At 36.2% G+C, this 26,246-nt stretch carries 27 protein-coding genes, 1 pseudogene, 1 riboswitch and 1 other annotated feature; of the genes and pseudogenes, 17 read left to right on the top strand and 11 right to left on the bottom strand.

The genetic code is table 11. The annotated features are described in order from the left end of the window. Nucleotides 1-44 precede the first annotated feature (44 nt). The 12 genes from KSHG_RS00835 to KSHG_RS00785 all read left to right on the top strand — a co-directional run bounded on the left by KSHG_RS00835 (nt 45) and on the right by KSHG_RS00785 (nt 9,458). Entirely contained in the window at nt 45-593 is a 549-nt protein-coding gene (locus tag KSHG_RS00835; RefSeq protein ID WP_010300460.1) for a hypothetical protein, read from the top strand. Then, nucleotides 590-1,051 carry a DUF4430 domain-containing protein gene (locus tag KSHG_RS15780; RefSeq protein ID WP_010300457.1) on the top strand — a complete coding sequence of 154 codons (462 nt, stop codon included), beginning with the start codon at nt 590-592 and terminating at the stop codon, nt 1,049-1,051. Before KSHG_RS00835 ends, KSHG_RS15780 begins: the two co-directional genes overlap by 4 nt. 1 nt (nt 1,052) lies before the next feature. Continuing rightward, a complete protein-coding gene (locus tag KSHG_RS00825) occupies nt 1,053-1,856 on the top strand; it encodes an energy-coupling factor transporter transmembrane component T family protein (RefSeq protein WP_010300454.1) in 804 nt (267 codons plus the stop codon). 64 nt (nt 1,857-1,920) lie between these two features. Then, complete coding sequence (locus KSHG_RS00820; protein WP_010300452.1) at nt 1,921-3,603, top strand: ABC transporter ATP-binding protein; 1,683 nt, start codon at nt 1,921-1,923, stop codon at nt 3,601-3,603. Further along, a complete protein-coding gene (locus KSHG_RS00815) occupies nt 3,593-4,300 on the top strand; it encodes an ECF transporter S component (RefSeq protein ID WP_010300449.1) in 708 nt (235 codons plus the stop codon). The genes KSHG_RS00820 and KSHG_RS00815 overlap by 11 nt, the downstream gene beginning before the upstream one ends. Before the next feature lie 82 nt (nt 4,301-4,382). Continuing rightward, nucleotides 4,383-5,537, top strand: coding sequence for a S8 family peptidase (locus KSHG_RS00810; protein ID WP_010300447.1), 1,155 nt, complete (start codon nt 4,383-4,385; stop codon nt 5,535-5,537). Nucleotides 5,538-5,539: 2 nt separating this feature from the next. Further along, a complete protein-coding gene (locus KSHG_RS00805) occupies nt 5,540-5,875 on the top strand; it encodes a hypothetical protein (RefSeq protein WP_010300444.1) in 336 nt (111 codons plus the stop codon). A gap of 15 nt (nt 5,876-5,890) precedes the next feature. Next, a complete protein-coding gene (locus KSHG_RS00800) occupies nt 5,891-6,652 on the top strand; it encodes a hypothetical protein (protein ID WP_010300440.1) in 762 nt (253 codons plus the stop codon). A 47-nt stretch (nt 6,653-6,699) separates the two neighbouring features. Continuing rightward, nucleotides 6,700-6,905: a binding site (T-box leader), on the top strand. A gap of 73 nt (nt 6,906-6,978) precedes the next feature. After that, nucleotides 6,979-7,149, top strand: coding sequence for a hypothetical protein (locus KSHG_RS19055; protein WP_315970493.1), 171 nt, complete (start codon nt 6,979-6,981; stop codon nt 7,147-7,149). Further along, the gene (gene trpE / locus KSHG_RS15775) at nt 7,083-8,369 is read left to right on the top strand and encodes an anthranilate synthase component I (protein WP_010300436.1); all 1,287 of its coding nucleotides are present in this window, start codon (nt 7,083-7,085) and stop codon (nt 8,367-8,369) included. Before KSHG_RS19055 ends, trpE begins: the two co-directional genes overlap by 67 nt. Continuing rightward, nucleotides 8,370-8,963: an anthranilate synthase component II gene (locus KSHG_RS00790; protein WP_010300434.1), complete on the top strand. Its 594-nt coding sequence runs from the start codon at nt 8,370-8,372 to the stop codon at nt 8,961-8,963. Nucleotides 8,964-9,032: 69 nt separating this feature from the next. Next, nucleotides 9,033-9,458, top strand: a complete 426-nt coding sequence (locus KSHG_RS00785) for a GatB/YqeY domain-containing protein (RefSeq protein WP_010300431.1) — start codon at nt 9,033-9,035, stop codon at nt 9,456-9,458. Between the two features lie 80 nt (nt 9,459-9,538). On the opposite strand, the gene KSHG_RS00780 is transcribed toward KSHG_RS00785, so the two are convergent. From KSHG_RS00780 to KSHG_RS00765, 4 genes are all read right to left on the bottom strand, one after another. Next, the gene (locus KSHG_RS00780) at nt 9,539-10,705 is read right to left on the bottom strand and encodes a hypothetical protein (RefSeq protein WP_147630469.1); all 1,167 of its coding nucleotides are present in this window, start codon (nt 10,703-10,705) and stop codon (nt 9,539-9,541) included. Nucleotides 10,706-11,408: 703 nt separating this feature from the next. After that, nucleotides 11,409-11,909, bottom strand: coding sequence for a hypothetical protein (locus KSHG_RS00775; protein WP_010300427.1), 501 nt, complete (start codon nt 11,907-11,909; stop codon nt 11,409-11,411). 12 nt (nt 11,910-11,921) lie between these two features. Continuing rightward, nucleotides 11,922-12,608: a response regulator gene (locus KSHG_RS00770; protein WP_010300424.1), complete on the bottom strand. Its 687-nt coding sequence runs from the start codon at nt 12,606-12,608 to the stop codon at nt 11,922-11,924. Nucleotides 12,609-12,620: 12 nt separating this feature from the next. After that, the gene (locus tag KSHG_RS00765) at nt 12,621-14,219 is read right to left on the bottom strand and encodes an ATP-binding protein (RefSeq protein WP_010300421.1); all 1,599 of its coding nucleotides are present in this window, start codon (nt 14,217-14,219) and stop codon (nt 12,621-12,623) included. 87 nt (nt 14,220-14,306) lie between these two features. Here KSHG_RS00765 and KSHG_RS00760 point away from each other — a divergent pair, with 87 nt between their 5' ends. After that, the gene (locus KSHG_RS00760; protein ID WP_010300418.1) at nt 14,307-15,341 is read left to right on the top strand and encodes a DctP family TRAP transporter solute-binding subunit; all 1,035 of its coding nucleotides are present in this window, start codon (nt 14,307-14,309) and stop codon (nt 15,339-15,341) included. Between the two features lie 34 nt (nt 15,342-15,375). On the opposite strand, the gene phaC is transcribed toward KSHG_RS00760, so the two are convergent. Continuing rightward, nucleotides 15,376-16,485, bottom strand: a complete 1,110-nt coding sequence (gene phaC, locus KSHG_RS00755; protein WP_010300415.1) for a class III poly(R)-hydroxyalkanoic acid synthase subunit PhaC — start codon at nt 16,483-16,485, stop codon at nt 15,376-15,378. Between the two features lie 36 nt (nt 16,486-16,521). After that, entirely contained in the window at nt 16,522-17,034 is a 513-nt protein-coding gene (locus tag KSHG_RS00750; RefSeq protein ID WP_010300412.1) for a PhaR, read from the bottom strand. 165 nt (nt 17,035-17,199) lie between these two features. Between KSHG_RS00750 and phaQ the strand changes: the two genes are divergently transcribed. Both phaQ and KSHG_RS00740 read left to right on the top strand, forming a co-directional pair. Continuing rightward, nucleotides 17,200-17,607 carry a poly-beta-hydroxybutyrate-responsive repressor gene (gene phaQ, locus KSHG_RS00745; RefSeq protein ID WP_010300410.1) on the top strand — a complete coding sequence of 136 codons (408 nt, stop codon included), beginning with the start codon at nt 17,200-17,202 and terminating at the stop codon, nt 17,605-17,607. Nucleotides 17,608-17,661: 54 nt separating this feature from the next. Continuing rightward, entirely contained in the window at nt 17,662-18,174 is a 513-nt protein-coding gene (locus KSHG_RS00740) for a hypothetical protein (RefSeq protein ID WP_010300407.1), read from the top strand. Nucleotides 18,175-18,442: 268 nt separating this feature from the next. On the opposite strand, the gene KSHG_RS18190 is transcribed toward KSHG_RS00740, so the two are convergent. Next, nucleotides 18,443-18,601 carry a hypothetical protein gene (locus KSHG_RS18190; RefSeq protein WP_154646860.1) on the bottom strand — a complete coding sequence of 53 codons (159 nt, stop codon included), beginning with the start codon at nt 18,599-18,601 and terminating at the stop codon, nt 18,443-18,445. Between the two features lie 205 nt (nt 18,602-18,806). Between KSHG_RS18190 and KSHG_RS00730 the strand changes: the two genes are divergently transcribed. Beyond that, the gene (locus KSHG_RS00730) at nt 18,807-20,093 is read left to right on the top strand and encodes a dicarboxylate/amino acid:cation symporter (RefSeq protein WP_010300403.1); all 1,287 of its coding nucleotides are present in this window, start codon (nt 18,807-18,809) and stop codon (nt 20,091-20,093) included. A gap of 430 nt (nt 20,094-20,523) precedes the next feature. Beyond that, complete coding sequence (locus KSHG_RS00725) at nt 20,524-21,558, top strand: PTS transporter subunit IIC (RefSeq protein ID WP_010300402.1); 1,035 nt, start codon at nt 20,524-20,526, stop codon at nt 21,556-21,558. A 45-nt stretch (nt 21,559-21,603) separates the two neighbouring features. Here KSHG_RS00725 and KSHG_RS15770 read toward each other — a convergent pair. The 4 genes and pseudogenes from KSHG_RS15770 to KSHG_RS18625 all read right to left on the bottom strand — a co-directional run bounded on the left by KSHG_RS15770 (nt 21,604) and on the right by KSHG_RS18625 (nt 26,150). After that, nucleotides 21,604-23,225 (bottom strand): annotated as a pseudogene (locus KSHG_RS15770) (sensor domain-containing protein). 226 nt (nt 23,226-23,451) lie between these two features. Then, the gene (locus tag KSHG_RS00715) at nt 23,452-24,747 is read right to left on the bottom strand and encodes an NCS2 family permease (protein WP_010300395.1); all 1,296 of its coding nucleotides are present in this window, start codon (nt 24,745-24,747) and stop codon (nt 23,452-23,454) included. A gap of 133 nt (nt 24,748-24,880) precedes the next feature. After that, a riboswitch (purine riboswitch) is annotated at nt 24,881-24,982 on the bottom strand. Between the two features lie 203 nt (nt 24,983-25,185). Next, nucleotides 25,186-25,755, bottom strand: a complete 570-nt coding sequence (locus KSHG_RS18630) for a tyrosine-type recombinase/integrase (RefSeq protein WP_235728326.1) — start codon at nt 25,753-25,755, stop codon at nt 25,186-25,188. A gap of 62 nt (nt 25,756-25,817) precedes the next feature. Beyond that, nucleotides 25,818-26,150, bottom strand: a complete 333-nt coding sequence (locus tag KSHG_RS18625; RefSeq protein WP_235728325.1) for a site-specific integrase — start codon at nt 26,148-26,150, stop codon at nt 25,818-25,820. Nucleotides 26,151-26,246 lie beyond the last annotated feature (96 nt).

Raw genomic sequence — 26,246 nt, 5'->3', positions numbered from 1 at the left:
GGAATAAATTCCAGTGCCCTCTTCGTATAGTAAGGGGGAGTTCGATGCGTAAAATTATTGCGGTAGGGCTACTAACAGCTTTTTTAGCTGGTTGTAACATTCAAACCGTTCAACAGTATGATGAAGAAAAAGAACGATTAGCGAACGAACAAATTGTTGAAAAACAAGTCGAAAAGGAAGAATCGCCACAACAGACGAATACGACACAAGCAACGACTGAAGAATCGTCTTCTCCTTCAGTCGTTGCAAAAGAAAAAGCTCATAAAGAAACAGAAGAACTTAAAAAAGACGAAACGATTGTAACTCAAAAGACCGTCATACCAGTTGAGAAACAGCAAGAGCAATTTTCGAAAAGAAATGAAGCGGAAACACAGAATGCATCATCTAAGAAAACGATTGAAGCTAAAAAAGAATCCGTGAGTACGTCACCAAAAAGCTTAGAAAAAGAACGTACCTCTGTCATGAAAAAGAAAGAAGAGAAAAAGGCAGCAGCCAAAAAGAAAAAGACGTTGAATCGGCTAAAAAGAAAGATGAGACGACATCAAAAAAACAAGAGCAAACGACAACATCTTCAAATACGACAAATGTTGTGACAACGAAACCGAAACAAGATGCACCGATAGAAAAGCCTGACACGAAGGAGTATGCTTTCGTTTCAGTACGTGTTGATACGCTGTTAAAAGAAGAGAACTATGCGTTACTTCCAGAAGGTATACAATCCGAAAAATATGTTCCGAGTGATGGAGCGATTTTAAATCAGACGAAAATCACTATTGAAGAAGGAGATACGGCTTGGACTGTAACGAGGAAGGCACTTCAAATGAATAGTATCCATGTAGATTATACAGGGGCGACGGAAACGAAATACGGATCGATATACGTAAAAGGTATTCAGCACATTTACGAAAGACAAGCGGGTTCTCTTTCAGGTTGGATGTATGCGATTAACGGCAAAGCACCTAATGTAGGTGTTTCCAGTTATGAAGTGAAGAAAAATGATCGTATTTCATGGCAATATACAGTGAATCTCGGAAAGGATATCGGCTATTAACATGCAGACAACGACGACGATGTTTTTCTCAAAAATGCATCCTTTTATAGTATTCACGTATTTTGTTAGTTTGACGATTCTGACGATGTTTACGAAGCATCCACTTCTTTTACTTCTATCGCTCATTAGTAGTGTCGTCTTGAATTGCTTACTTGATTGGCGTAGTTTCGTTAAATCATTAAAATGGTTTATTCCAATTGGTATTGTCACAGCACTCGTGAATCCACTCATCTCACACGACGGTGAAACGCCGCTTCTTTACGTGAACCATCAAGCGATTACATTAGAGGCACTCGCATATGGTATCAATATGAGTGTGTTGTTTTTAGCGATGTTTTTTTGGCTGAATGCTTTAAGTAAAATTATGACGACCGATCAGTTTATTTATTTATTCGGAAACGTATCACCGAAACTTGCGTTGCTTCTATCAATCACGATGCGCCTCATTCAATTGTTGAATTATCAACTACAGCAAATTGTGAGCGCACAAAAAGCAATCGGGCTAGACCCTTCTACAGGGAATGTCATACAGCGTTTAAAAGCAGCGATGCGCATTTTATCGATTTTAATTACGTGGGCTTTAGAAAATGCGATGGAAAGTAGTCATTCTATGAAAGCAAGGGGGTTTGGGTTAAAAGGACGTACGACATTTGCCATTTATCGATGGTCGAAGCGGGATACGAAGTACGCATTACCATTTTTATTCTTTTTAATCGTGCAACTCGTTTTCATTTGGAGTAAACAAGATGTTTTTATTTTTATCCGACATTTGCTAAAATGTCATTTTCTATTTTATCTATCATAAATTATAGTTCATTCTTTATGATGGCGATGTATTTTATTGCGTTATACGTATGGGAGGCTTTTACGTGGCATTTATCGAATTTAAAGACGTTCGGTTCACCTATCCAAAAAAGATAGATCCAGCACTGAACGAAATAAACTTACAAATAGAACGCGGAGAATTTGTCGTTTTATGTGGATTATCTGGTTGTGGAAAAACGACCTTATTAAAACAGTTGAAGCAAGAAATCGCTCCTTTTGGAGAAAAAGAAGGGAGCATCGTATTTGATGGGCAACCGCTTCACACATTGTCTGAGCGTGACCAAGCGACTCGAATTGGCTATGTAATGCAAAATCCAGATCAACAGCTCGTAACGGATAAAGTGTGGCATGAATTAGCGTTTGGCTTAGAAAATCTCGGTATGCCGACGAATGAAATTCGACGAAGAGTAGCTGAAATGGCTCATTACTTCGGTATTCAAAATTGGTTCCATGATGATACAGCAACATTATCAGGAGGACAGAAGCAACTCGTGAACTTAGCGAGTGTCATGGTTATGCAACCTGATGTTTTACTACTTGATGAACCGACGTCACAACTTGACCCTATTGCGGCAGTGGAATTTATTCGTACTGTACATCAACTGCAACGAGAACTTGGGATTACAGTCATTATGATTGAACATCGTTTAGAAGAGTTATTTTCGATTGCGAATCGAATCATCGTGTTACATGAAGGGCAAGTCGTAGCGAACGATACGCCACGAGCGGTTATTCGTAAAATGAAAACAGAACAACTCGTCCCTGCTTTTCAACTTAGTTTCCCGGCAAGCGTACAGCTGCAATATACGCTTCAAAAGGCTGTGGCAGATGTCGCCTTAACGATTCAACAAGGACAAGAATGGATTCGTCACGAGTTGCCGAAAGGAGAAATTTTAGAAAATCCGACTCGCACCGAAAAACGACCGATTGCTTTAGAAATTCGAAATAGTCATTTTAGCTATAGCATGCATGAGCAAGACGTATTGAGAGATTTTTCTCTTCAATTGTATGAAGGAGAAATCTTTACATTACTCGGAGGAAACGGATCTGGTAAAACGACTGCAATGAAAGTGATGACGGGCTTGTTAAAGAGTCGGGGTGGCACGGTTTCATTGTATGGGAAACCGTTTAAAAAATATGAAAAATCCAAAGTTTACCGTGAATGGATTGGGATTTGTCCGCAAAATCCACAAACGATTTTTACAGCTAAAACGGTTCTTTTAGAATTACAGGACGTGACGTCTGTTTGGACAATGTCTGAAGAGGAAAAACGACAAAAAGAACGAGCTATTGCGGCACAATTGAAGATTACGCATTTGTTCGAGCAACACCCGTACGATTTAAGTGGTGGAGAACAACAAAAAGTCGCTTTAGCAAAAGTGTTATTGAATAACCCGAGTATCATTTGTTTAGACGAACCGACAAAAGGAATGGATTTTGATTCGAAACAACAACTTGCAACATTTTTAACGCAGTTAAAACAACAAGGAAAAACGATTTTCATCGTGACGCACGATTTAGAATTTAGCGCACTGTATGCAGACCGTGCCGCTTTGTTTTTCGATGGAGAAATCGTTAGTTGTGCACCGACAAATTCTTTTTTCACCGGCAATCATTTTTATACGACAGCCGTTCATCGGATGACGCGCCAGTGGATACAAGGTGCGACAACGCTACCTCAGCTCATTCATTATGCAAAAAAGGAGTGTGCATACGTTGAAGCGTAAATTACTTACCGGGATTCTTTTATTTTTAGTTATTCCAGTCGTCTTGTATGTTGGTTATTTTCTTTTAGAAGAAAAACAATACAATATGATTTCGATGTGTATCGTATTCATTGCGTGTATTCCTTTTTTCGTTCGTTTTGAGAAGCGGAAGACCGATGCAAAGGAAATGATGATTATCGCTGTTATGGCAGCTCTTGCTGTCGTTGGGCGTGCGGCATTTATTTGGCTCCCTGCGTTTAAGCCAGTTACGGCAATTACAGCAATTACCGGGTTTAAACTTGGGCCAGAAGCAGGTTTCTTAACAGGCGCTTTATCAGCTATCTGTTCCAATATTTTATTTGGACAAGGTCCTTGGACACCTTTTCAAATGTTTACGTGGGGAACGATTGGTTTTATTGCGGGGCTATTAGGTAAAAAACAGTGGATGATGAAAAAAGTACCGCTCATTATTTTCGGTATTTTAACAGGCGTGCTATTTTCCTTTATGATGGATATTTGGACGACGTTATCTTATGAAAATGGGTTTTCGTTGACCCGCTACTTACAAGCGAGTGTAACGGCTTTACCGTATACGTTTACATATGCACTTTCTAACATTGTTTTTCTTTTATTGCTGACGAAATCAATTGGCGATAAAATAGAGCGGATTGTAACGAAATATGGGTTGAATTCTAATTCATCGATTAAAAGAGTGTGAAAAAAGGAAGCGATGCTTTTAAAGTGTACGCTTCCTTTTTTCATGTGTTATTTCGTATAATAAAGAAAAGGAGGCGAACGAGATGAAATGTCATTTTTCGAAAAAAATTGCAGTAAGTGTTACGGTCGGTCTTTTATTGATAGCTAATTCGATGACAAGTCATGCAAATGCGTTGTATACGTCAGAGAAAGTAAGCCCCCAATTGAAACAACTTCATATTTCGGATGCATGGGCACAAGGGATTGCTGGGCAAAAAGTGAAAATCGGCGTTATAGACACCGGTATTAATAAAAATAGTGGATTTTTGCCGAATGTAAAAACACGTGTAACAGTGACGAAAGATGTTCTACGTACGAAGTGGAACGAGGGAGATATTTTTGATCGTGTAGAAAATGGACATGGCACGGGTGTAGCCGGGATCATCAATGCGAAACCTCTTACGAAAAATCTTTTTCCGTATACGATGATTAGCGTAGCCCCACAAGCTATTTTAACTTCTTACAAATACAAGGACGGTACACAAGTAGGGGAAGTCGAATACTTAGTAAAAGCGATTCAACAAGCCATTAAAAATAAAGAACACATTATTACGATTTCATCAGGTTTGTACGAGGATATTCCTGCTTTGCATCGTGTGATTAAACAAGCGGTAGAGCAAAATATCGTCGTTATTGCTTCTGTAGGAAACGATGGAAAAAAGAAAATTACGTACCCCGCTAAATACAAAGAAGTCATTGCCGTTTCTTCTGTTAACAAGAAACAAAAAATTAGCAATTTTGCGAATAGAGGGGCAGGTGTTGACTTTGTAGCACCTGGAGAAGACATTGTCACGCTTTCTTCTACGGGCGATTTTTGGGAGGCGTATGGGACCTCTTTTTCAACACCGTATATAACAGGGATGGTTGCCTTATTAAAACAACAGTACCCGTATATTTCTCCTACGACGATTAAAAGTAAATTACGTGGATTGTCAAAAGACTTAGGTACGAAGGGATATGACCAAACGTACGGATATGGTATGCCTATTTATAGTTATAAAACAGACAAAAAATCGACCGCAGTATCGGATATTCATATTCAACATATAGAAGATCATCGTGTGACGCTTACATTTGAACGAAAAGCGACCGATACGTGGAAAACCATTTACGTAAATGTGAATGGTAAAAAAATATACCGTACATCAAATAATTCGTTGACGATACCGAACTTAACTGCGAATAAAAACAAAAAATAGAAGTGCGGGCTTTAAATACGCAAGGCGTTAGCGCAACACCTCAAACATTGTCGTTTACGACGTTAAAAGATGTGACGCCTCCAAAGCCTGCAAAAAATATTCGTGTGAAAGTAGCAACGAACCAACGAGCACTCGTGCAATGGGAAGTAGAGGGGACACCTGATTACGCGTATGCGAAAGTGTATTTAAATGGCATATATGTTGGGAAGTCTACAACAACCTCGTTTACGACGAAAGTATTGAAGAAAGCTAAAAATTACAAAGCGAGTGTTATACTTTATGATACAACAGGGCATGCTTCTAAAAAAAGTTATGCTTCTACAGTTAAAATTAATTAAAAAGGAGCGATTTTGATGAAAGAAAAAACATTTCAGCAAGCAGTCGGCTTCAGTGTAAAAGATACGATCGCTTTATTTTTCTTATATGAAACGAAAGAAAGTTCAAAATATCCAAGAGAAGTATATTTTAATTTTTTAGAAACGTTCCCCGGTAGAACGGTCGGCTATGAATATGTGGCGCGAGTAGCTAAAAATTTAGAAGGGGAAGGTGCTTTAGATAGTTACACAGAGGGACGTAAAGTTCGTTATCAAATAACGGAAATCGGGTTAAATCGTCTGCAGCGTTACCGAGAGCTTTATGAATCTCGATTTAGTGAAATTGTTTTAGTGTTGGACCGTTTTTATTATGATTTGACAAAAAACGGCGAGAAGCCACCGAAACCAAGCCATGAGTTACCCGAAGCTTTTCGCAGCTATTTTTCAAAATTAATTTCGATTAAAGATATCGTGCGTTTTATGGTATTCAACATTGCTCAAACGCGGAGTACGTTTTCGATGGCAGATGTTGAAAAACAATTGTTAGATCGTTACGGCTGGGCGCCTTCTAACGGTTACTTATATAACGTTTCGTGGGAACTTGAAGAATTAGAATACATCGTCGGAAGATGGCCTGATGAACGTCGTACGAAGCGGGAACTTAAAGGGACGGATCTTGGAAATGAATTTTACGAAGTAATTAAAGAATCGTTGACACATCAAATAACAATGAATCGTCGTTACGTTCATTATATGCTACGCTTTTGCCAAAATCCTGAACGTACAGCAGAAATAAAATAAAAATATTTGAAAAATTAATTAATTTATTTTACACTGTATATAATCATGATAATGCGTTGATGAGGGATAGTAACAATTGTCGGTAAATGTGAGCGAGTTAGGGATAGTGGAAGCCTAATCATTTACAAATTGCGAATGGGCCTCTGAGTAGTTTCCTGAATGATAGTATGGAAATTCGGTCGTACACCGTTATGTACGAGTGATAGCTTATTGCTATAACAGAGGTGGTACCGCGGAATCCTTCGTCCTCCATAGAGAAATTTTCTCTATGGAGTTTTTTTATGATTTTTTAGCCGAGCAGAGTTAGAGTAGAGAGGAAGATTCATATGACAGTAGAGCAGAGAACAGCAACGTATATTCAAAAAGAGATCCCAGGAGACTTAGTAACGCCGATTTCGTTATATCATTCTTTATATGGTAAGAAAAAATATTGTTCGAATCAAGTGATAAGTACGAAGAAAGCGGTCGCTATTCATTTATTGCAGCAAATCCAGTAAAAGAGCTTATTAGTCAAGATGGACATGTAATAGAGAAATTAAAAGACGGTACAAACATTCAACATACACAGTCCGTTTTTGATGTAATGAAACAATTAATGCCAAATGAACCGACAAACTATCCTTTTTCATTTTACGGAGGGGCGATTGGCTATATCGGGTATGAAACAGCTTTTGAACATGAGGATATTGGTCATAAGTTACGAGATGATTTGGATATGCCTGATGTGCACTTACTTTTTTTCGATTCTTTTATCGTGTTGGATCACGTAACATCGACGTTATCTATTGTTGCGATTGATTTGTTTCATGAAGGGATGACAGAAAAGGAATTAGCCGACCGTGTTGACGAGATGATTTATCAAATTGAACATCCGACACTCATTCCGGCAGATGAATTAGAACCGCTTCACTTTGAATCTTCTACGACAGAAGCGGAATTTTGTCAGATCGTTCAAAGAAGTCAACAACATATTCAAAAAGGCGATATTTTTCAAATTGTGCTGTCTCAGCGCTTTTCATCAAACTTTACAGGGAACCCGATGAGCTTATATCGTAAATTGCGCTTAAGTAACCCTTCACCGTATATGTATTATTTACAATTTGATTCCTACACGATTCTCGGAACGTCTCCAGAAAGTCTTGTAAAAGTAACGAATCGATATGTGACGACTAATCCAATTGCGGGGACGAGGAAGCGTGGAAAAACAGCTGAAGAAGATGCAATGCTCGAAAAAGAACTTCTTGCAGATGAGAAAGAGTTAGCGGAACATCGTATGCTCGTTGATTTAGGTAGAAATGATATTGGTAAGCTATGTGAAATCGGTTCTGTACAACTTCAAAAATATATGATGATTGAAAAATATAAATACGTAATGCATATCGTATCGGAAGTCACTGGTCATTTAAAAGAAACGGTTCATCCGATGGACGTGTTAGCTACGACATTACCTGCTGGAACGGTATCAGGGGCTCCAAAAATTCGGGCAATGCAACTAATCAATCAGCTTGAAACGCATCAACGAGGTGTGTATGCAGGGGCTGTCGGTTATTTATCGATTTCCGGTGATTTGGATATGGCACTTGCCATCCGTACGATGGTCGTCCGACATGAAAAGGCATACGTTCAAGCAGGGGCCGGTATCGTTTATAATTCGATACCAAAGATGGAGTATGAAGAAACACTTAATAAAGCGAAAGCGTTATTGGAGGTGTTGTAAATGATTTTATTAATCGATAATTATGATTCATTTACGTACAATCTCTTCCAACAAATCGCCAGTTTAGGCTATGACGTACATGTCGTACGAAATGACGCATGTACGATTGACGACATACGACAAATGAACCCTGAAGCGATTGTTTTATCCCCAGGTCCAGGAACGCCAGATGAAGCGGGGATGACTTTAAAAATTATTCAACAGTTGTATATGGAATTCCCTATTTTAGGTATTTGCTTAGGTCACCAATCAATTGGTCAAGCTTTCGGAGCACATATTATACGTGCACAGCAAATTATGCACGGAAAATTTTCGGATTTGGTGATTCAAGAAAAACAGTCGTTATTCCAATTATGTTCAGAACATCCAACGGTTATGCGTTATCATTCGCTCGTCATTGATCCGGATACGTTACCAGACAGTCTTGTCGTACTAGCGACGTCTACAGATGACCAAGAGATTATGGCGATTCGACATAAGGATTATCCGATATACGGTGTACAATTTCATCCAGAGTCTATTGGAACGGAAGAAGGAACGCAGATGGTCGCACAGTTTTTCAAACAAATGACAATTGAACACGCTTCTTTTTAATGAGCTCCGAGTCAAAAGGGTAGTCGTATTCCTTAAAAGTGCTACAATAGAAGCATAGGAGTGATAAACATGATTAAAGATGAAGTATTTACACAATTAAAACAAGCGATGCGCGATAAAGATACGTTGAAAAAAGGCGTATTAACTCTCGTGAAATCAGCAATTGATTTACAAGCGAAAGAACAAGGCGCTCCTGTTTCAGAACAAGATGAACTAGCGATTATTCAACGTGAAGTGAAACAAACTGAGCAAGCACTTGAAGGTGCTGAACAAGCAAAACGTGAAGATTTAATTACAGCGGAAAAACGTAAATTGGATATTTTACACGCTTTCTTACCGAAACAATTATCAGAAGATGAAATCGTTTCAGTTTTAACAGATGCAGGCATTACAAAAGGCATGAATATGGGTGATGCAATGAAAATTGCGAAACCTGCGCTTGCCGGTAAAGCAGACGGAAAAACAATGGCGAAAGTCGTAAAATCATTAATTTAATGTATACAATAAATAAAAAGAGCAGCTCCTCTTATAAGGAACTGCTCTTTTTATTTATTATTTAGTTAGTAGGGAATAACTCACTTAAATAGTACCCGCAATATTGTTGAATCACATTCGCGTTCATTTCGGGGTGAAACGATTGCTAAACGTGTTAATAATGCTTCGTTATCATTTAACATCATCGTTAAATCCATTAATAAACTATTCGTAAATGAATACAATTTATAATCACGCTCTAATGCATCGATTCTTTGTTGTTCAGAGCCTTTATACATTTGCTTTAGCATAGGAATCACTTGATTGTATGTCGTTAAGCTATCTTCTTCAGATTTTGCTAGTTTGGCATCCAATTCGTCTGTTGAATAAGACGTCTTCGTACGAATTAATTCTTTTAATAACTCGAGGAGTAAACCTTGCTTACCTGTAAGTGAAGCGATTTTTTGTAAAAGGGAATGTTCATATACTTCCGTTTTACCGTTCATCGTTACTTTTTCACCTGTTAACATCGCATTGTATTCTTTTTGAACGCTATCTTGATCAACATATTGCAGTAATTGACTAAATAGCATGCTGTATAGGCGATTAACAGATTCTAAGTCTTTATCTTCCTCTTTCGGTTTCTCTTCTTTAGAAGCGGGCTCTGTGCCGAAATAAAGGCGTCCTACGTCAAGACTTTCTAATTGATCCCAACGAACCCAAGCTTCAGCAAGTTCTTTACCGATCGGAATATAGAAAGACTCTTCATTTTCATTGTATTCTTTTTCTGTCCAATTGTTTTCGTTTAATAACGCTTGGAAACCTTCTTGATTTTGCATTAACTGATGACGATACAGTTGTTTAAATAGTTGTAGTTGTTCCTCGCTATTTACCGCATTTTCGTCGTAGTCCGCAACGGCATGTGCTAAGTTACGTAACGTATTCGTATCATAGAATAAAAGGAATGCGCCTACTACAGGTAAATCCTTTTTCATCTCATCCGGAATTTGATCGTACATCGGTTGCGTTTGCTCTGTTAAGCCGTAATGTTCGATTTTCGCAATTTCAATATGTAGGGCAGATAAGTAAGAGGCAATTGCTAAGTTTTTATTTTCCATTAAGTATGCCACTTCACCTAATAGGCGATAAATATTACTATTTGCAGGTTCTTCTTGAATTGCTGCTGTACACATATTGATTGCTTGATTCAAGCGGGATTGTGTCATTAATTCTTTTGCGTTCGTTAATAATTTTTCTACGTTAGACATGTTCTCAAAACCTTTCGATTTGTAGTCTATACCATTATACAGAAGCGGGGTAAAAAAAGCGAAAACGAACATTTGTTCTATAACGATAAAAAGGGCATATTTTAAAGAAAAGACATTTTTCGCTCTAAAAAACATCATATTACTCAAAATGTATGATTTAGAATGAGAAAAATATGCGACTTGCTCATAGGCTGGATAAAACGAAGCGGATTTTGTACGAAAACGGATTCGATTTTCATATGGAATTTATTCTACATTTACGTATGGAAAATAGACGGCGTAATAAGATCGAAATAAAATAAAAATAGAAAGAACAGGAAGTTTGGCATTTTATAAATAGTTAGCCCAAATATAAGAAGGAGAACGCTAACCCTTTATTCTATTTTATTTAGTTTACATAATATATATTAGAGGAAGTTGAGTATTTAAAATTAAAATGTATGGTTTTTAACTCCCGTACATTTTAATCGTTTCTTTGCATACCACGGTATGCAGTATTTTGTTTTCTTCATGCTACTTGATTTATACGCTTAACTATTGTCGTGTTTTATGAATGAATTATGTACTTATATCATTTCATCAGTTGAGTTGATTCGTGTGCTGAACCTTAAGCGTATCTTCTTAAATAACTTTTATGCGAGCGTATATGCGTATACGGATATATGTGTATATGCATATACGCATATATTTTGGTTTACTCATTTTAAAATAATTTCCCATCGATATTACGTTGAAAATACGCATTGATGCAAATACTCATAACAACGACCAAATCCGCTTCATTCATCGGTTGTAAATTTATTTCCATTTCAGCTTTAAATTCTGACGTATAATGAAATGAAATATTTACAGGTATTTCATCATTCTTTTTAAAATAAATAGATGTCATATAACGTGAATACAGCGTATACGTATTCGTGCTAGATTGCCATGTATATGTACGATCGCCATTTTTTAACGCGTAGGCCACTTTTTGATGCCCAATTTTATACGTTGTACGATTTATTTTTCGATACGCACATACTAATTGATGGTCAACTGTATACAAATCATACGTTTCCGAAAATAATAGTGAAATCAAGTTAAATAAACGTGCAAACGTCCATTTCTTTTTTGTACGATAGTAAAGCTGATTTTTCGCATTACAAATCGTAAATGTATGATCATTTGCTTCTGTAAAACTCGTTTTACGCACAATTTTCAAATAAAGTACCTCCTATGTCGTATGTGGAAGTAAACGATATTGATTGACTGGTCTTCCTACCCCTCCATATTGAATATGAATTTCGACGATATGTTGTTTTTCTAAGTAATCTAAGTATCGACGTGCAGTTACTCTAGCAAGCCCTACCCCATTTGCCACTTGTTCTGCAGAAATGGCCGCTTCTTGCGTATCAATATGTGCGATAATTTTTTCTAAAGTCGCTTTATTTAACCCTTTTGGTAATTCATTTTCATGTTGCGCATGAGTTGTTGGATAATGCAACAACTCATCTAATTCACTTTGAGTAAACGCTTCTTTATGTGCTGTCTTTTGTTTAAATTGACGATAACGCATGAGCGCCGTCTGTAATCTTTCGAATGAAAAAGGTTTCATAATGTAATCAAATACACCGAGATGTACGATTTTTTCAATTGTTTGTAAGTCATTCGCTGCAGTAATGGCGATGACGTCTACAGAAAGTCCCTTTTCCCGTATTTGACGCAAACTTTCGATTCCGTCTTGCTTCGGCATGAATACGTCCATAAAAACGAGGTCTGGTCGTAATTCCACCGTTTTTTGAACACCTTCTACACCATTTTTTGCAATAGCGATCACTTCAAAACCGGATACCTTTTCAATAAACTGTTCGTTTACTTGTCGAACCATTGGATCATCTTCTATTAAAAGTACTTTAAACAATACACTCCACCCCTACATTTCAAAAGTTAACACGATACTCGTCCCCATTTTTTCTGTGCTTTGAATATCAATTGTTCCGTTCGCTTTCTGTATAATTTCTTGGATTAAATACAAACCAATGCCATGATTTTTCGAATTTTTTGTCGTATAGCCATTATTGAAAATCCGCTCTATTTGTACATCGCTCATCCCGATGCCGTTATCTTCTATGAGAATTGTTAAAACTTGTTCATTTTGGTCAATACTTAATAACACTTCTTTCGGTTCAATAGAAGCTAGTTGCAGTGCATCAAAGCTATTTTCAATTAAGTTTCCTAATATAATAACAAGATCATTTAACGAAAGTGCTTCTGGTAAGTACTGCAACATACTCTGATTATCAATTTCGACTTGAATTCCGAGTTCTTTTCCTCGATTCACTTTACTCAATAATAGACCAGCTATATTTTTATTTTGAATCCGCTCATTTAAAAATTGATGTATTTTTTCTTGTTCTATTTTGACATCTTGTATATAGTGTAGCGCTTCCGTATAGTTGCCGAGTTCTATCAAGCCCGCTACGGTATGAATTTTATTTTTATGTTCATGATTTTGTACACGTAACGCTTGTACGAATTCTTTGACGCCTGTGAGTTCCTCTGCTATTTTCTTTACATCCGTACGATCTTGGAAAATCGCAATCGCCCCTACTGTCTCCCCCTCCACTTCAATCGGCACACGATTCGATAAAATCGTATGTTGATTAATCAATAATTCTTTATTGTAAATAGGTTGATTGAAATCAAGTATTTCAGGTAATCGAGAGTCTGGTAAAACATCATAAATGTTTTGACCGATTAAGTTGGGCTCCTTTACGTTTAATATTTGTTTAGCTTTATCGTTAAAAATAGTAATACAAAACGTCGTATCAATCGCAATGACTCCCTCGTGCATCGCATTAAATGTCTCTGTCCGTTCAATATACATTTTCGCAATTTCATGTGGTTCATTGTTTAATAGTTCCCTTTTTAAACTACGACTGACGAGAAAAGCACCCCACGCACCGAAAATAAGCGTAATCATCGTTCCGATGAGTATTTCCACTTTCAATGAACGGACGATTTCATACATTGTAGGAATCGCGTAGCCAACGAGCGCAACCCCTATTTGCTCATGATTCGCATTCATAATTGGAACGAATGCTCTCGCTACATACCCTGATTCCCCTTTTCCTATTGAAGTGTAATAGTGTTCAGTGAAAGAATCTTCTATGTCCCCAGACGTAGAAGATTGTCCAATAAGCCCTTCGTTTGGATGTGTTAAACGAATATGGTCCATCGTCATGACGACAATATACTTCGCTTCATTCGATAAACGAACATTTTCTATCGGCCCTTTTAAAATAGTTGCGCGTCGTTGATTCGATAACGTTTGATTAGTTAATGTTTGTGTCACAACCGTCAGCTTCCCTACTGTTTGAGCAACTACTTCTGCTCTGTCTGACATAGCTTGTTGCTGATTCGTTCGTATGTTATTCAATATGAAAATGCCGATGACTAAAAAAGAAAAAGCGAGTATGAAATAAAGTAATGCAACGATTTTCCCATTCATCGATAACTTTCTATGCTGCATGATGACATCCCCTTTATAAACTAGTATCATTTTATCATGAATACCGTGTTAAAATAGGGAAACTTGAAAGTGTAAGGAGTGAACTATATGCGTATGTACATCGGATCAGCTGGTATTATTTTATGTCTCGTTATTGGACTAATCGCATACCCTAATTTTACGAAACAACAAACAGCATACGATGCTGAGCAAGTTGGACTTAATGAGATTGTTACAATCCGCTTCAGTCACGTCGTCGCTGAAAACACCCCAAAAGGACGAACAGCTCTTTATTTTAAAAAACAAGTCGAATCAAAATCGAATGGCAAAATCCGTGTTGAATTGTATCCGAATGGTATGTTATACAATGATGAAACGGAAATGGATGCATTAAAAACAAATCAAATTCAAATGATTGCCCCTACTTATTCTAAAATTTCGACCGTTGTCCCTTCTTGGGAAGTACTTGACCTTCCTTTCTTATTTAAAGATGAACAACAAGTACAATCTATTTTAAACAGTGCGATTGGCAAGGAACTCCTATCGAAAACAAAAGAAGAAGGCTTACATGGCTTAGGCTTTTGGCAAAATGGTTTCAAACAAATGATTTCAAACGAGCGAAGCATACGACACGTATCCGATTTTAAAGGGCGCTCTATGCGAACGATGAATAGCAACATTTTACTTCAACAAGGAATGCTTTTAGGGGCACGTACGAATGCGATTTCTTTTGATGAAGTGAACAAAAAGATTGATGAAGAGAAAATAGACGTACAAGAAAATACGCTCTCGAATATTTTTTCGAAAAGCTTTTACAAAAAAGAACCGTATATTACATTATCTAATCATGGGATTCTCGGATACGGTGTTTTAATGAATGAATCATTTTGGGAAAGTTTATCGGAAACGAATCAACAGGTCATCACAAATGCGATGAATGAAGCTTCACAGTGGAATGAGAAAAATGCGCAAGCGATGAATGAAGCGGATTTGAAAGCGATGAAACAGTACGGTACGACAATTGTCACTTTATCGGAGAAAGAGAAGGAAGAATGGAAACGAACGTTTATCCCTTTATACGACACGTTTAAAAAACAACATCAGACGGATCTTTTACAACAAATTCAACGAATAACGAAATAAAAAACAGGAATCGCTTAGCGACTCCTGTTTTTTATTATTTAGAATTGTTATGCAACCATTCACTAACGTATGGATAAATCTCTTTTTGCGCGTAACGCCCCGTACATACCGATACGTGACCAGTCGGTACTTCATGTAATGTTTTATTTTTACTCGATACTTTTTCATTCAATGCTTGGATTTGATGTGGCATCACGATATTGTCACGCATAGCACAAATGTTAAGTAAATTCGCTGTAATATGCTGCAGGCGAACGTCTTGCCCTCGTACCGTCAATTCATCATTAATTAATTTATTATCTTGATAAAAGTCTCGAATCCATTGACGATATGACTCTCCCGGGAAAGGAACCCCATCATTGAGCCACGTTTGCATCAATTTCCAATTAAGGACAGCTTGGTCATTATCAATACGGCTTGCTAAATTAATGTACGTTCCCATTGAATTTGAAATAGGACTCAATAATTTATTTCCGTAATCAATCATCTCAAATGGAATATTTCCGAGTACGTCAACTAACTTATCTAATTGGAACGTCTCTTTATTAAGCCACTTCGTATATAATCCCGCTTCTGAAAAATCAATTGGCGATGTCATTAATACGACATTTCGGATTGGCAAAAGCTTCGCATACAGAGCAGCAAAAATAGCCGTCATCGTTCCACCCATGCAGTAACCATATAGCGTAAGCTCTTTCGCACCTGAATGACGCAATACTTTTTTCGCTGCATGCGGTAAGTAATCTAAAATGTAATCGTCTAGTTTCATATGACGATCTTCGTAACCTGCTACACCCCAATCAAGTAGGTAAACGTCGTGTCCTTGATCTGTTAAGTACTCAATAAGACTATTCCCCGGATATAAATCCAGAATATACGCTTTATTAATAAGCGCATAAACGAATAAAATCGGTACTTGATTTGTTTTCTTTTTCGCTGGTGCGTAATGATAAAGAGATGCTTTATTTTTCGTCCAAATTGTTTCTTTCGGTGTTTGACCTACTTGTGGTTCGGCATCTGTCGTCATTACTTCTTGAAAACGTGTAAATTTATCAACATTTTCTTTTAAAAAGCCTTCTTCTGGAATTTTAAATGATTGTAGCCACTCTTCGAAACCTGGGGGTGTCTTTACTCCGTTTGTCACAACAAAAACCTCCATTAGATTAAAAATCGTCTATTTTTATTTTTTTGCTTGTGAAGATGGTTTTACAGTCGTAGTTGATTGTGTCTTCGTTGCTGTTTTTTGGGGTGTAGCTGCATTGACCACAGTTGCTTTTTGAATTGTTTCATTCGGTTGTTTAGAAAGTAACTCAATGATCGTATCAAGTTTTTTGTCTAGTTTCCCGACAGATGACTTTAAAAGCTTAATTTCTTTTGCGTTATTTTCACTGCGGTCACCGATATGTTCTAATTGATCTTCTAAATCAATTATTTTAGATTCCGTATTAATAACAAGTTTTGCGAGACTCGCTATTTCATCACGCGTCGGAATATTCAGTGTTTTTAAATAAGACTCTGTCATGCCGTTAACGACACCTTGATATTGTAAGTACTGTTTTTGAATATTTCCTAAACTTTCTGCAAAGGCAGGTTGTTCAAGAGTGGATTGAATTGAATCACGAAATGCTGATTCTGTCTGGTTGTATAAATCTTTCCAAACGGAAAAAGCATCGAAAGAAGTTTGATTTGCCAATTGAATTCCTCCTATCAATCTGTCGTAGTACAATTCCAACTTTACCACATAATGTATTTTTTTCAATTATTTTTTACTGAATAAATTATCTAAAATCTTTCAGTTGACAAAAAAATCATATAGATGTAAATTACACTTATAAGTAATTTGAAGAGAGGTGATCATATGTCTACCAAAAAACCAAAAACTGGCGCACCTAAAAATTTTCTAGTGCCTGTAATTTTACTGCACTTAAGAGATTTTAACGCGTATGGATATGAATTGATGGAGAAGCTGACGTCATTCGGAATCGATTCTCTTGATCGAGGGAATTTTTATCGGATTTTAAGACAACTTGAAAAAGACGAACTCGTTACATCAGAATGGAATACAGATGAAAACGGTCCAGCAAAACGTGTATATGCTATAACAGAAGAAGGTCAACAGTATTTGGACATTTGGGCAGGCTCTTTTGACGAATATCAAAAGTTGATTACAAATTTCTTTAAATTGTACAACCCGTTTCTTTTCACACCTTCTATTTTATCTAGGAAAGAGGAAGAAACGGATTCAGCGGACGACACCAAAGAATAAATGACAGCCAAGACTCCCCGCAAAAAAACATTATTTTCAGGGAGGAACATTCATATGGCAAACGAACTATTAACGAAAAGTGTAGATTTAATTTGGGACAACTGGTTAAACAGCGTTAAAACAATTAATACGGTACAAGAGGATATTGAAAAACGTACGATTGAAGCATTAAATGCTCAAAAAACGACATTCAATACAGCGTTAAATACATTTAAAGCTGCTGAAGTGAAAACAAATGAGGCATTACAACAATGGCAAAATCAATTGTTAACAAGCTTTGAATCAGTTGCGACTCCAGCACAAACAGAACAACTTTCAACTTGGTTTACGACATTAAAACAAGTAACACAACAAACACAAGAACTAACTGCGAAACCGACAAAAATCGCTTCAGAATACATTGAAAAAGCGCAAACAGAATGGGATAAAACAGTAGCCGCTTCTGTAAAAGCTCAAAAAGCTGAACGTGATAAAGCATTGAAAAATATTGAACAATTAACTGCAAAATTAAAAGAAGATCAAAAATCATTATTAACGAAACTTCCTCAAGCACCTGCAGCAAAATAAGTAAAAAGAATCGCTATGTAGCGATTCTTTTTTATTGTATAACAGCGAATCATACCGTTCTAAATGAGCGAGGAATCGTTTCGTTGAATTTCCATTTAAATGATGTTAAGATTAAAAAAAGAAGATGCGCGAACATCTTCTTCTAGGCGACTTATCCAGATCCGATTACGACTCGGACAAACGGATTACTTTGATCATAAGTGATTGAATAACCGTTGCTTAGTCACACCGTTTCCCGACGGTTTAACTGATGTTTTGACTTAGACTCCTATTCATCTGAATTGGAGTCTTTTTCTTTTGCACGGGCATTATAGCTAAACGTACGTCGAACTTTTCCGTGTTCATCTCGCGATATTTCAAAATGAACTCTTTTTAAAATCAATGGTACGTAATACAACATAACAGCAATGCAAAAGGTTTCGAACATCTTCTCACCCCCCTGCCTTATGACAAGGGTATCGCCCATTTCAATGTAACATATCCCCTTAAAAAAATGAATGAAAATCCATTTAAATAAAAAAGACCAAAAAGACCAAAATAAACATTATGAACACAATATTCCAAATACTTTGATTATGTACTAAATTACATAATGTAAGCGTTTTACAAACAAGACAAAGGGGTTTGGAAAAATGAAAATAAATTTCAAAAATCTTACCGTACAAGTGTTGGTTGCTATCGTCTTAGGGATTATTGTGGGGGCAATATTCCCAACGTTCGGCGCACAGCTTAAAATACTTGCAGATATCTTCATTAAACTTATTAAAATGTTAATCGCACCGATTATCTTCTTAACAGTCGTTATTGGTATTGGTAGTATGGGCGATATGAAAAAAGTCGGCTCCATCGGCTTGAAAGCGTTGATTTACTTTGAAGTCATGTCAACGATTGCTCTTGCTATTGGATTTATCGTCGTACATATTATCCAACCTGGGAAAGGCGTTGACACGTCTAAAATTGCAGGTGGCGATATTAGTCAATATACGAAAGCCGCTTCAGAACAAGATAATTCCATTCAAGCATTTATTATGAACATATTACCTGAAAACTTTTTCGGTTCTTTAGCAAATGGTGAACTACTTCCTGTTCTCGTTTGTGCTGTATTTTTCGGATTAGCTGCCGCTTCTATTGGCGAACCTGTAAAACCAATCATTACACTGTGTGAACAAACTTCTCAAATTTTCTTTAAAATTGTAGGGATGGTCATGCGCTTCTCTCCTATCGCTGCTTTTGGAGCGATGGCATTTACGATTGGGAACTTCGGTATGAAATCTCTTATTAATTTAGGCGCTTTAATGCTTTGTGTATACATTACAATGGCATTATTCGTCATCGTTATTTTAGGACTCGTTTTAAAATACTTTGCAAATGTTAACATATTCAAATTTTTAGTGTATTTAAAAGATGAATTATTAATCGTATTAGGAACGTCTTCATCTGAATCGGCATTACCACTCATTATGAAAAAATTAGAACGCTTTGGTTGTTCTAAACAAGTCGTTGGTTTAGTCGTTCCAACAGGCTATTCCTTTAATTTAGACGGAACAGCTATTTACTTATCAATGGCAGCGATGTTTATCGCTCAAGTGTATGACGTTCAATTATCACTTTGGCAACAAGTTTATTTATTGTTAATTTTAATGGTGACATCTAAAGGAGCTGCAGGGGTGACAGGTTCAGGGTTTATTACACTCGCTGCAACACTCGCAGCATTCCCGATGATTCCAGTAGAAGGAATTGCTCTTTTAATCGGTGTAGACCGCTTCATGTCTGAAGCACGTGCCATCACAAATATTATCGGAAATTCTGCTGCTACAGTAATCGTTGCTAAATGGGAAAATGAATACGATCCGAAACAGCACGAGTTATTACTTCAAGAGCTCGCGGAAGAACGAAACATGAAACATCATTCTAAATAAATACGTACAAAACATTCGTTTTATCGAAAAGACCGTTATGACTTTAAATCATAGCGGTCTTTTTTGATTAATTAACTTCTAATGAAGATACATAGTACACGTATTATGACGCGAACTTTAAAAAATATGTAAAATACAATATACAATTATTTTTCAAATCGATTAAAACCTTTATTTCCAAGCATTTTTCTACTGTTTTTAGAATGTGAAGCTTTTATATCCCTATGTAATATATTACATATTATAAAATATATTCTGTTAATTCTGAATATATTATCTACAAAAAACACAATTTAGCTCACTTATGTTTTCATAACTAATTTTTCAGAAAATTCGATATTGACGGATAATTAAAAAATTCCTATACTAAAAACACTTAAAAACAACGCAACTTTACTGCTAAACGGTATCGTCAAAGGAGAATGATTAGATGAAAGATTTTTTTAGTAAGCTACTAACAGGTATGAGTCTTGGAATTGTCGTTTGTTTAATTCCAAATGCACTCGTTGGAGAGATTTTAAAATTAGTAATTGCACATTATCCGAATGTACCTTTACTATCTACTATATTAAATATTTCGATTTTAGCGATGAGTTGCCTCCCTCTTGTTATCGGGGTTATGGTCGGTATTCAATTTAAACTAACACCTATTCAAATGTGTTCAATTGGATTAGCGACGATGGTCGGTTCTGGTGTCGTCTCCTTTACAGATGAAGGAATGAAAATGGCAGGCATTGGTGTTGTTATTAACATCGGGATTACAGCAGGTCTAGCAACTGGATTCGTAATGTTCTTAGGAACGAAGCTAAAAGACTGGACGCTTCTTGCGATGCCAGCACTATCAATGTTTATCCCTGGTTTTATCGGGATGGCCATTCTTCCTTACGTAAAAGAAGGAGCGGATTATGTAGGTGTCGGAATTGAATATGTAACGGAATTACAACCGATTTTAATGGGTGCACTTATTGCGATGATCTTCTCTATTTTAATTCTTTCTCCTATTTCAACAATTGGGGTTGCGACGGTGATTATGCTTTCAGGCATCGGCGCAGGTGCAGCGAACTTAGGCGTTTGTGCTTCAGGTGTAGGGATGGCGATTGCTTCTTACCGTGCAAACAACTTAGGAACCGCTTTAGCTCATGTTGCTTCTGCTAAAATACAAATGCGTAATTTCTTTATGAAACCAAAAATTGCGTTTCCAGCTATTTTAACAGCTGCTATACTCGGTGCACTTGCAGGCGTATTTAAAATTATAGGGGATCCTTATTCAGCTGGTTTTGGTTTAGCTGGCTTTGTCGGACCGTTAAAATACTTATCGCTAGAAGGTTGGACTTCTTATAATGTCATCGTTACATTAGCCTTATTTATTGTACTACCAATCATACTCAACTTAACATTCTTAAAAATCTTCGAACGTAAATTAAACTGGATTACTTCGGAAGATTATAAAGTAGACTATAAATAAAAAAGAGATGCTTCGGCATCTCTTTTTTATTTGCGATGCATAGAATCATGCGTCACTTTTAATAATTCTGTAAAAATTTTCGACTGCAAGCGCTGGAGAAAAATAATAGCCTTGAATCATATCACCATTCGCTAACGTAATAATCGTCAACTCTTCTAACGTTTCTACCCCTTCTACGACGACGTCCATATTCATAATATGTGCTAAATGAATAATCGCTTTTACCATAGAAGCATCTTTTGAATGCTGTTTTATACCACGTATGAAAGATTTATCAATTTTAATCGTATCAATCGGAAATTGTTTCAAATACGCTAAAGAAGAGTAACCTGTACCAAAATCATCGATTGCAATCGAAATACCAGACCGTTTCAAAGCTAAAATCGTTTGTAATACGTTGTCTGCCTCATTAATGAATGAACTTTCCGTAATTTCTATTTCTAAATACATCGCTTTCAATTGTACTTCTTGTAAAATATTTTCAACGAAACAAATAAAATTTTTTCTTGAATGTGCAATGGTGAAATATTAACAGCTACTCGTAGTGGAAGATGCGGAAATTGATTGAGCCATTCTTTCATTTGTTCAGCGGCTGTTTTTAATACCCATGCATCAATAAGTGGCATTAAACCATTTTTTTCAGCAATCGGTAAAAATTTATCCGGTGGAATAAAACCATAGTCGGGATCGTACCAACGGAGCAATGCCTCCATCCCGATTAATTGATGCGTTTTCGTTTCAAATTTCGGCTGATAGTATAACGTGAGTTGGTTCGTATGAAGTGCTATTCGAAGCCTTTTTTCTATATCGAGTTGTTCTGTAAAAATGGTCGTCATCGACTCTTTAAAATACAATGCTTTATTACCATGCTCTTTTTTAGCTTCAATTAATGCTAATTCAGCATTTTTCAATAATTGTTGAATCGTTAAACCATTTTTAGAAAAAATTGCAACGCCTATATGTACATTCGAATAAAAGTGATATTCTTCGATGGTGAATGGGCGATTAAAAATAGCGATGATTTGTTGGGTAAGGAAAGGAACTTTAAATTCATTTGTCGTAATGACGAGCTTCTTCCCATTATATCTGAAAATTCTGTCATTTTCACTTAAAGTAAGCTTAATTTTTTTTATTGCATTTAATATAAATAAATCCCCAATAGAGCGCCCAAAACTATCATTAATCTTTTTTAAACGACTTAAATCCAACATAATAATACCTGAGATTGTTTCAGCACTGTCTGTGGCGAGCGTTTTATTAAAGTGCATATCAAGTGAGCGTCCATTACCTAAGCGAGTCAATCTATCAATTGTATACGGTTTTTTTAAATGAGGCATATTTTTACGTTCTGTAATATCTGTGCGAATCGTAATGTAGTGCATTTGATTTTTCAATTGATCATAACTTGGGATAATCGTCGTTTTCAACCAAAAAATAGAACCATCTTTAGCACGGTTGCATATTTCACCAGACCATGTTTTACGTTCAAGTAACGTATGCCACATTTCTTCGAAAAACTCTTTCGTATGATAGCCTGAACTAATTTTACTATGATTCTCCCCGATTAATTCTTCTTTTTTATATTGAGAAATCTTACAAAATTGATCGTTGACGGACAATATTTTCCCACTATCATCCGTCACCGCAATAATGAGCGCTTCATTCATTGCTTTTAAAATAGTTGTAGAGGATAAAACTTTCTTATCATTTTGTTCATTCATAGGCAATATAGAACCCTCCATACCGGTTTATTTAACTAAAACTATTTTACCATAAACTAGATATAAAGAATTATTATTTTTTCATTCATTCATTTAATTAATCCAAAACGATATCTTTACACCTATCAAAGTCACAAAAAAAGAACTGCCGAGGCAGTTCTTTTTACTAACATTAAAGAATGAATGCAAAATATAAAATAAATAAAATACAAAGAACGTACATAATTGGATGAATTTCTTTGAAACGTTTTTGAGCTGCTAAGCAAATTGGATAGAAAATAAATCCTACACCAATGCCGATGGCGACACTAGAAGTAAGTGGCATCATAATAATCGTCAAGAATGCCGGGATAACGATTTCTAATTTTGACCAATCAATACGACGGATTTCCATTGCCATTAATGAACCAACGATAATTAATGCAGCTGACGTTACTTCGACTGAAATAATATTAACTAATGGAGAGAAGAACATAGCAATCGCAAAACAAATAGCGATAACGATGGCTGTGAATCCTGTACGTCCACCAAGTGCAATACCTGCTGAAGACTCAACGCTCGTTGCAGGTGTTGATGTACCTAAAACAGCACCAATTGCACCTGCAGTTGAATCTGCTAATAAACCTTTTCCAATGTTTGGAATTTTGTTATCTTTCATCATACCTGCTTGACTTGTTAAACCGATTAAAGCACCGGCTGTGTCAAAAAATGCAACGATTAAAAATGTGAAAATAGCTGTGACCATTTCAATGTTAAACACATCACCAAAATGACTGAACACAACACCAAATGTAGGTTCAAGGCTCGGAATGCTACCGATAATTGATGTTGGTACTTCAATTAAGCCACAGAACATACCAACGATTGTCGTAATAACCATACCGTAGAAAATCCCGCCGTTAATCCCACGTACGAGTAAAATAACGGTAATAACTAAACCTAAAATGGCAAGTAACGTCATTGGAGATGTTAAGTTACCAATTGAAACGAATGTGTCCTTGTTTCCGACGATAATACCACCATTTTTCAAACCGATAAAAGTAATGAAGAAACCGATTCCTGCTGCGATAGCGAATTTTAAATCTTTCGGAATAATGTTAATGATTTTTTCACGGATTTTTAATACGCTTAAAATCATAAAAATGACACCAGCAATAAATACGCCTGTTAAAGCGACTTCCCAGCGGATGCCCATACCGATACAAATACTAAAAGTAAAAATTGAGTTTAATCCCATACTAGGTGCAATTGCAATTGGGAAGTTGGCTAAAATCGCCATTAATAACGTACCAATGATTGCTGTTAGCGCAGTTGCTGTAAATACCGCTCCTTGATCCATACCAGATTGAGCTAAAATATGCGGGTTAACGATTAAAATGTATGCAATTGATAAGAATGTTGTAATCCCTGCAATCGTTTCTCTTTTGTACGTTGTGTTACGTTCCGCGAATTTGAAAAAGTTTTTCATGATCTAATCTCCTACTTATGAAGTTGTCATTAAAAGATATAAAGAAAGTATATAGGTGTCATAAATGCAAAAAAACTTTGACCGAGCAAATGCGAGGCCAAAGTTACTTTACAAACAGAATTAAAAAATAGCATGTTTATTTTTCAATCCTTGTAGACAAGCTATTTAAAGGTAGCTGGTAGAAACTTTCAAGCCATATTCTTGAATTTATACAAGGTCTATATTCTTTTAAAATAATAGTAGAATAATAACAAATTTATGTCATAGCGTCAATGGAATATATTCCAAATTAACTTAATTCCCTACGTATACAGTAAAAAAGGCGAATGAAATAATAGATTGAACTGAAAATATATGTCTTTATTAGCTATAAAGTTCTATATCATTGTTTTGATACGTATTCTTAAAATAAAAACGAAAAACATTATTTTTCAATTTTTATTCAGAATCTGTCGTACGATGATTCAATGGGTTATTATCGAACACTTTTTTCAACATTTCATCTTCAACGTGCGTGTAAATTTGTGTTGTCGACAAATTAGAATGCCCTAAAATTTGTTGTAAGCTTCTAATGTCTGCACCATTTTGGTACATGATTGTCGCAGATGTGTGGCGAAGTTTATGCGGCGTTAGATGATCAATGTTTAACTTTGAAGCGGCATTAATACTTTTTACGATTTTTGCTACGCGTTGTCTCGTAAGCATCGTTCCCTTTTGCGATAGAAACAATGCCTCTGTGCCAAGTTTATTAGCTAAAGCAGGTCTTTCATTTTGTAAATAATCCTCTAATGTTTCCATACAACGATCATTCAAGTAAATACGACGTTCTTTTCCACCTTTTCCGACGATTGTAATGTAACGATCTTTGACATCTTTCATTGTTAGGTTACATAATTCCGTTACACGTAAACCAATATTTAATAAAAAGGTCATCATGCACATATCGCGGTAATAATGCGTGCGTGATGGGATATGTAATAAAAACTGCTCTGCTTCGGGTAACTTCAAATAAACAGGCTGTTTTCGATTCGTTTTCGGAGTTTCTAAAAGTTCTGCAGGATTATCATCAATTAAACGTTTTTCGTTTTTAAGTATTTGAAGAATGATTTTAACGTCGCTACTTTTCGAGCACGTGTTACTGCACTATTTTTCCGTACTTCCTCGCAATATTCTAGAAATAAATACATATCTTCTAATGAAATTTTTTGCATAAATATGACATCTACTTCATCGATGGATACTTCCTTTAAATTTGTCACATCTAAATCGCGTTCTAATGCGATTAAAAATTTAAAGAACAAGGTTAAGTCATATTCGTATTCATCACGTGTTCGTTTCGATTTCCCTTTAATTGCTGTTAAATAAATCAAAAAATCTTTCAGTACTTTTGGATTTTTCTTCATAAATACTCGCCTCAATCTCTTTATTTCCGTCATAATTCATCTTATTTTACCACAAAAAAGGTTCCCAAATATACATTTGGGAACCTTTTTCTATTT

Origin of the sequence: Kurthia senegalensis (assembly GCF_000285595.1) — a bacterium.
GTDB classification, from domain to species: Bacteria; Bacillota; Bacilli; order Bacillales_A; family Planococcaceae; genus Kurthia; species Kurthia senegalensis.
Note: the sequence above shows the minus strand (reverse complement) of the source record. Positions and strands in the feature narration are given on the sequence as shown.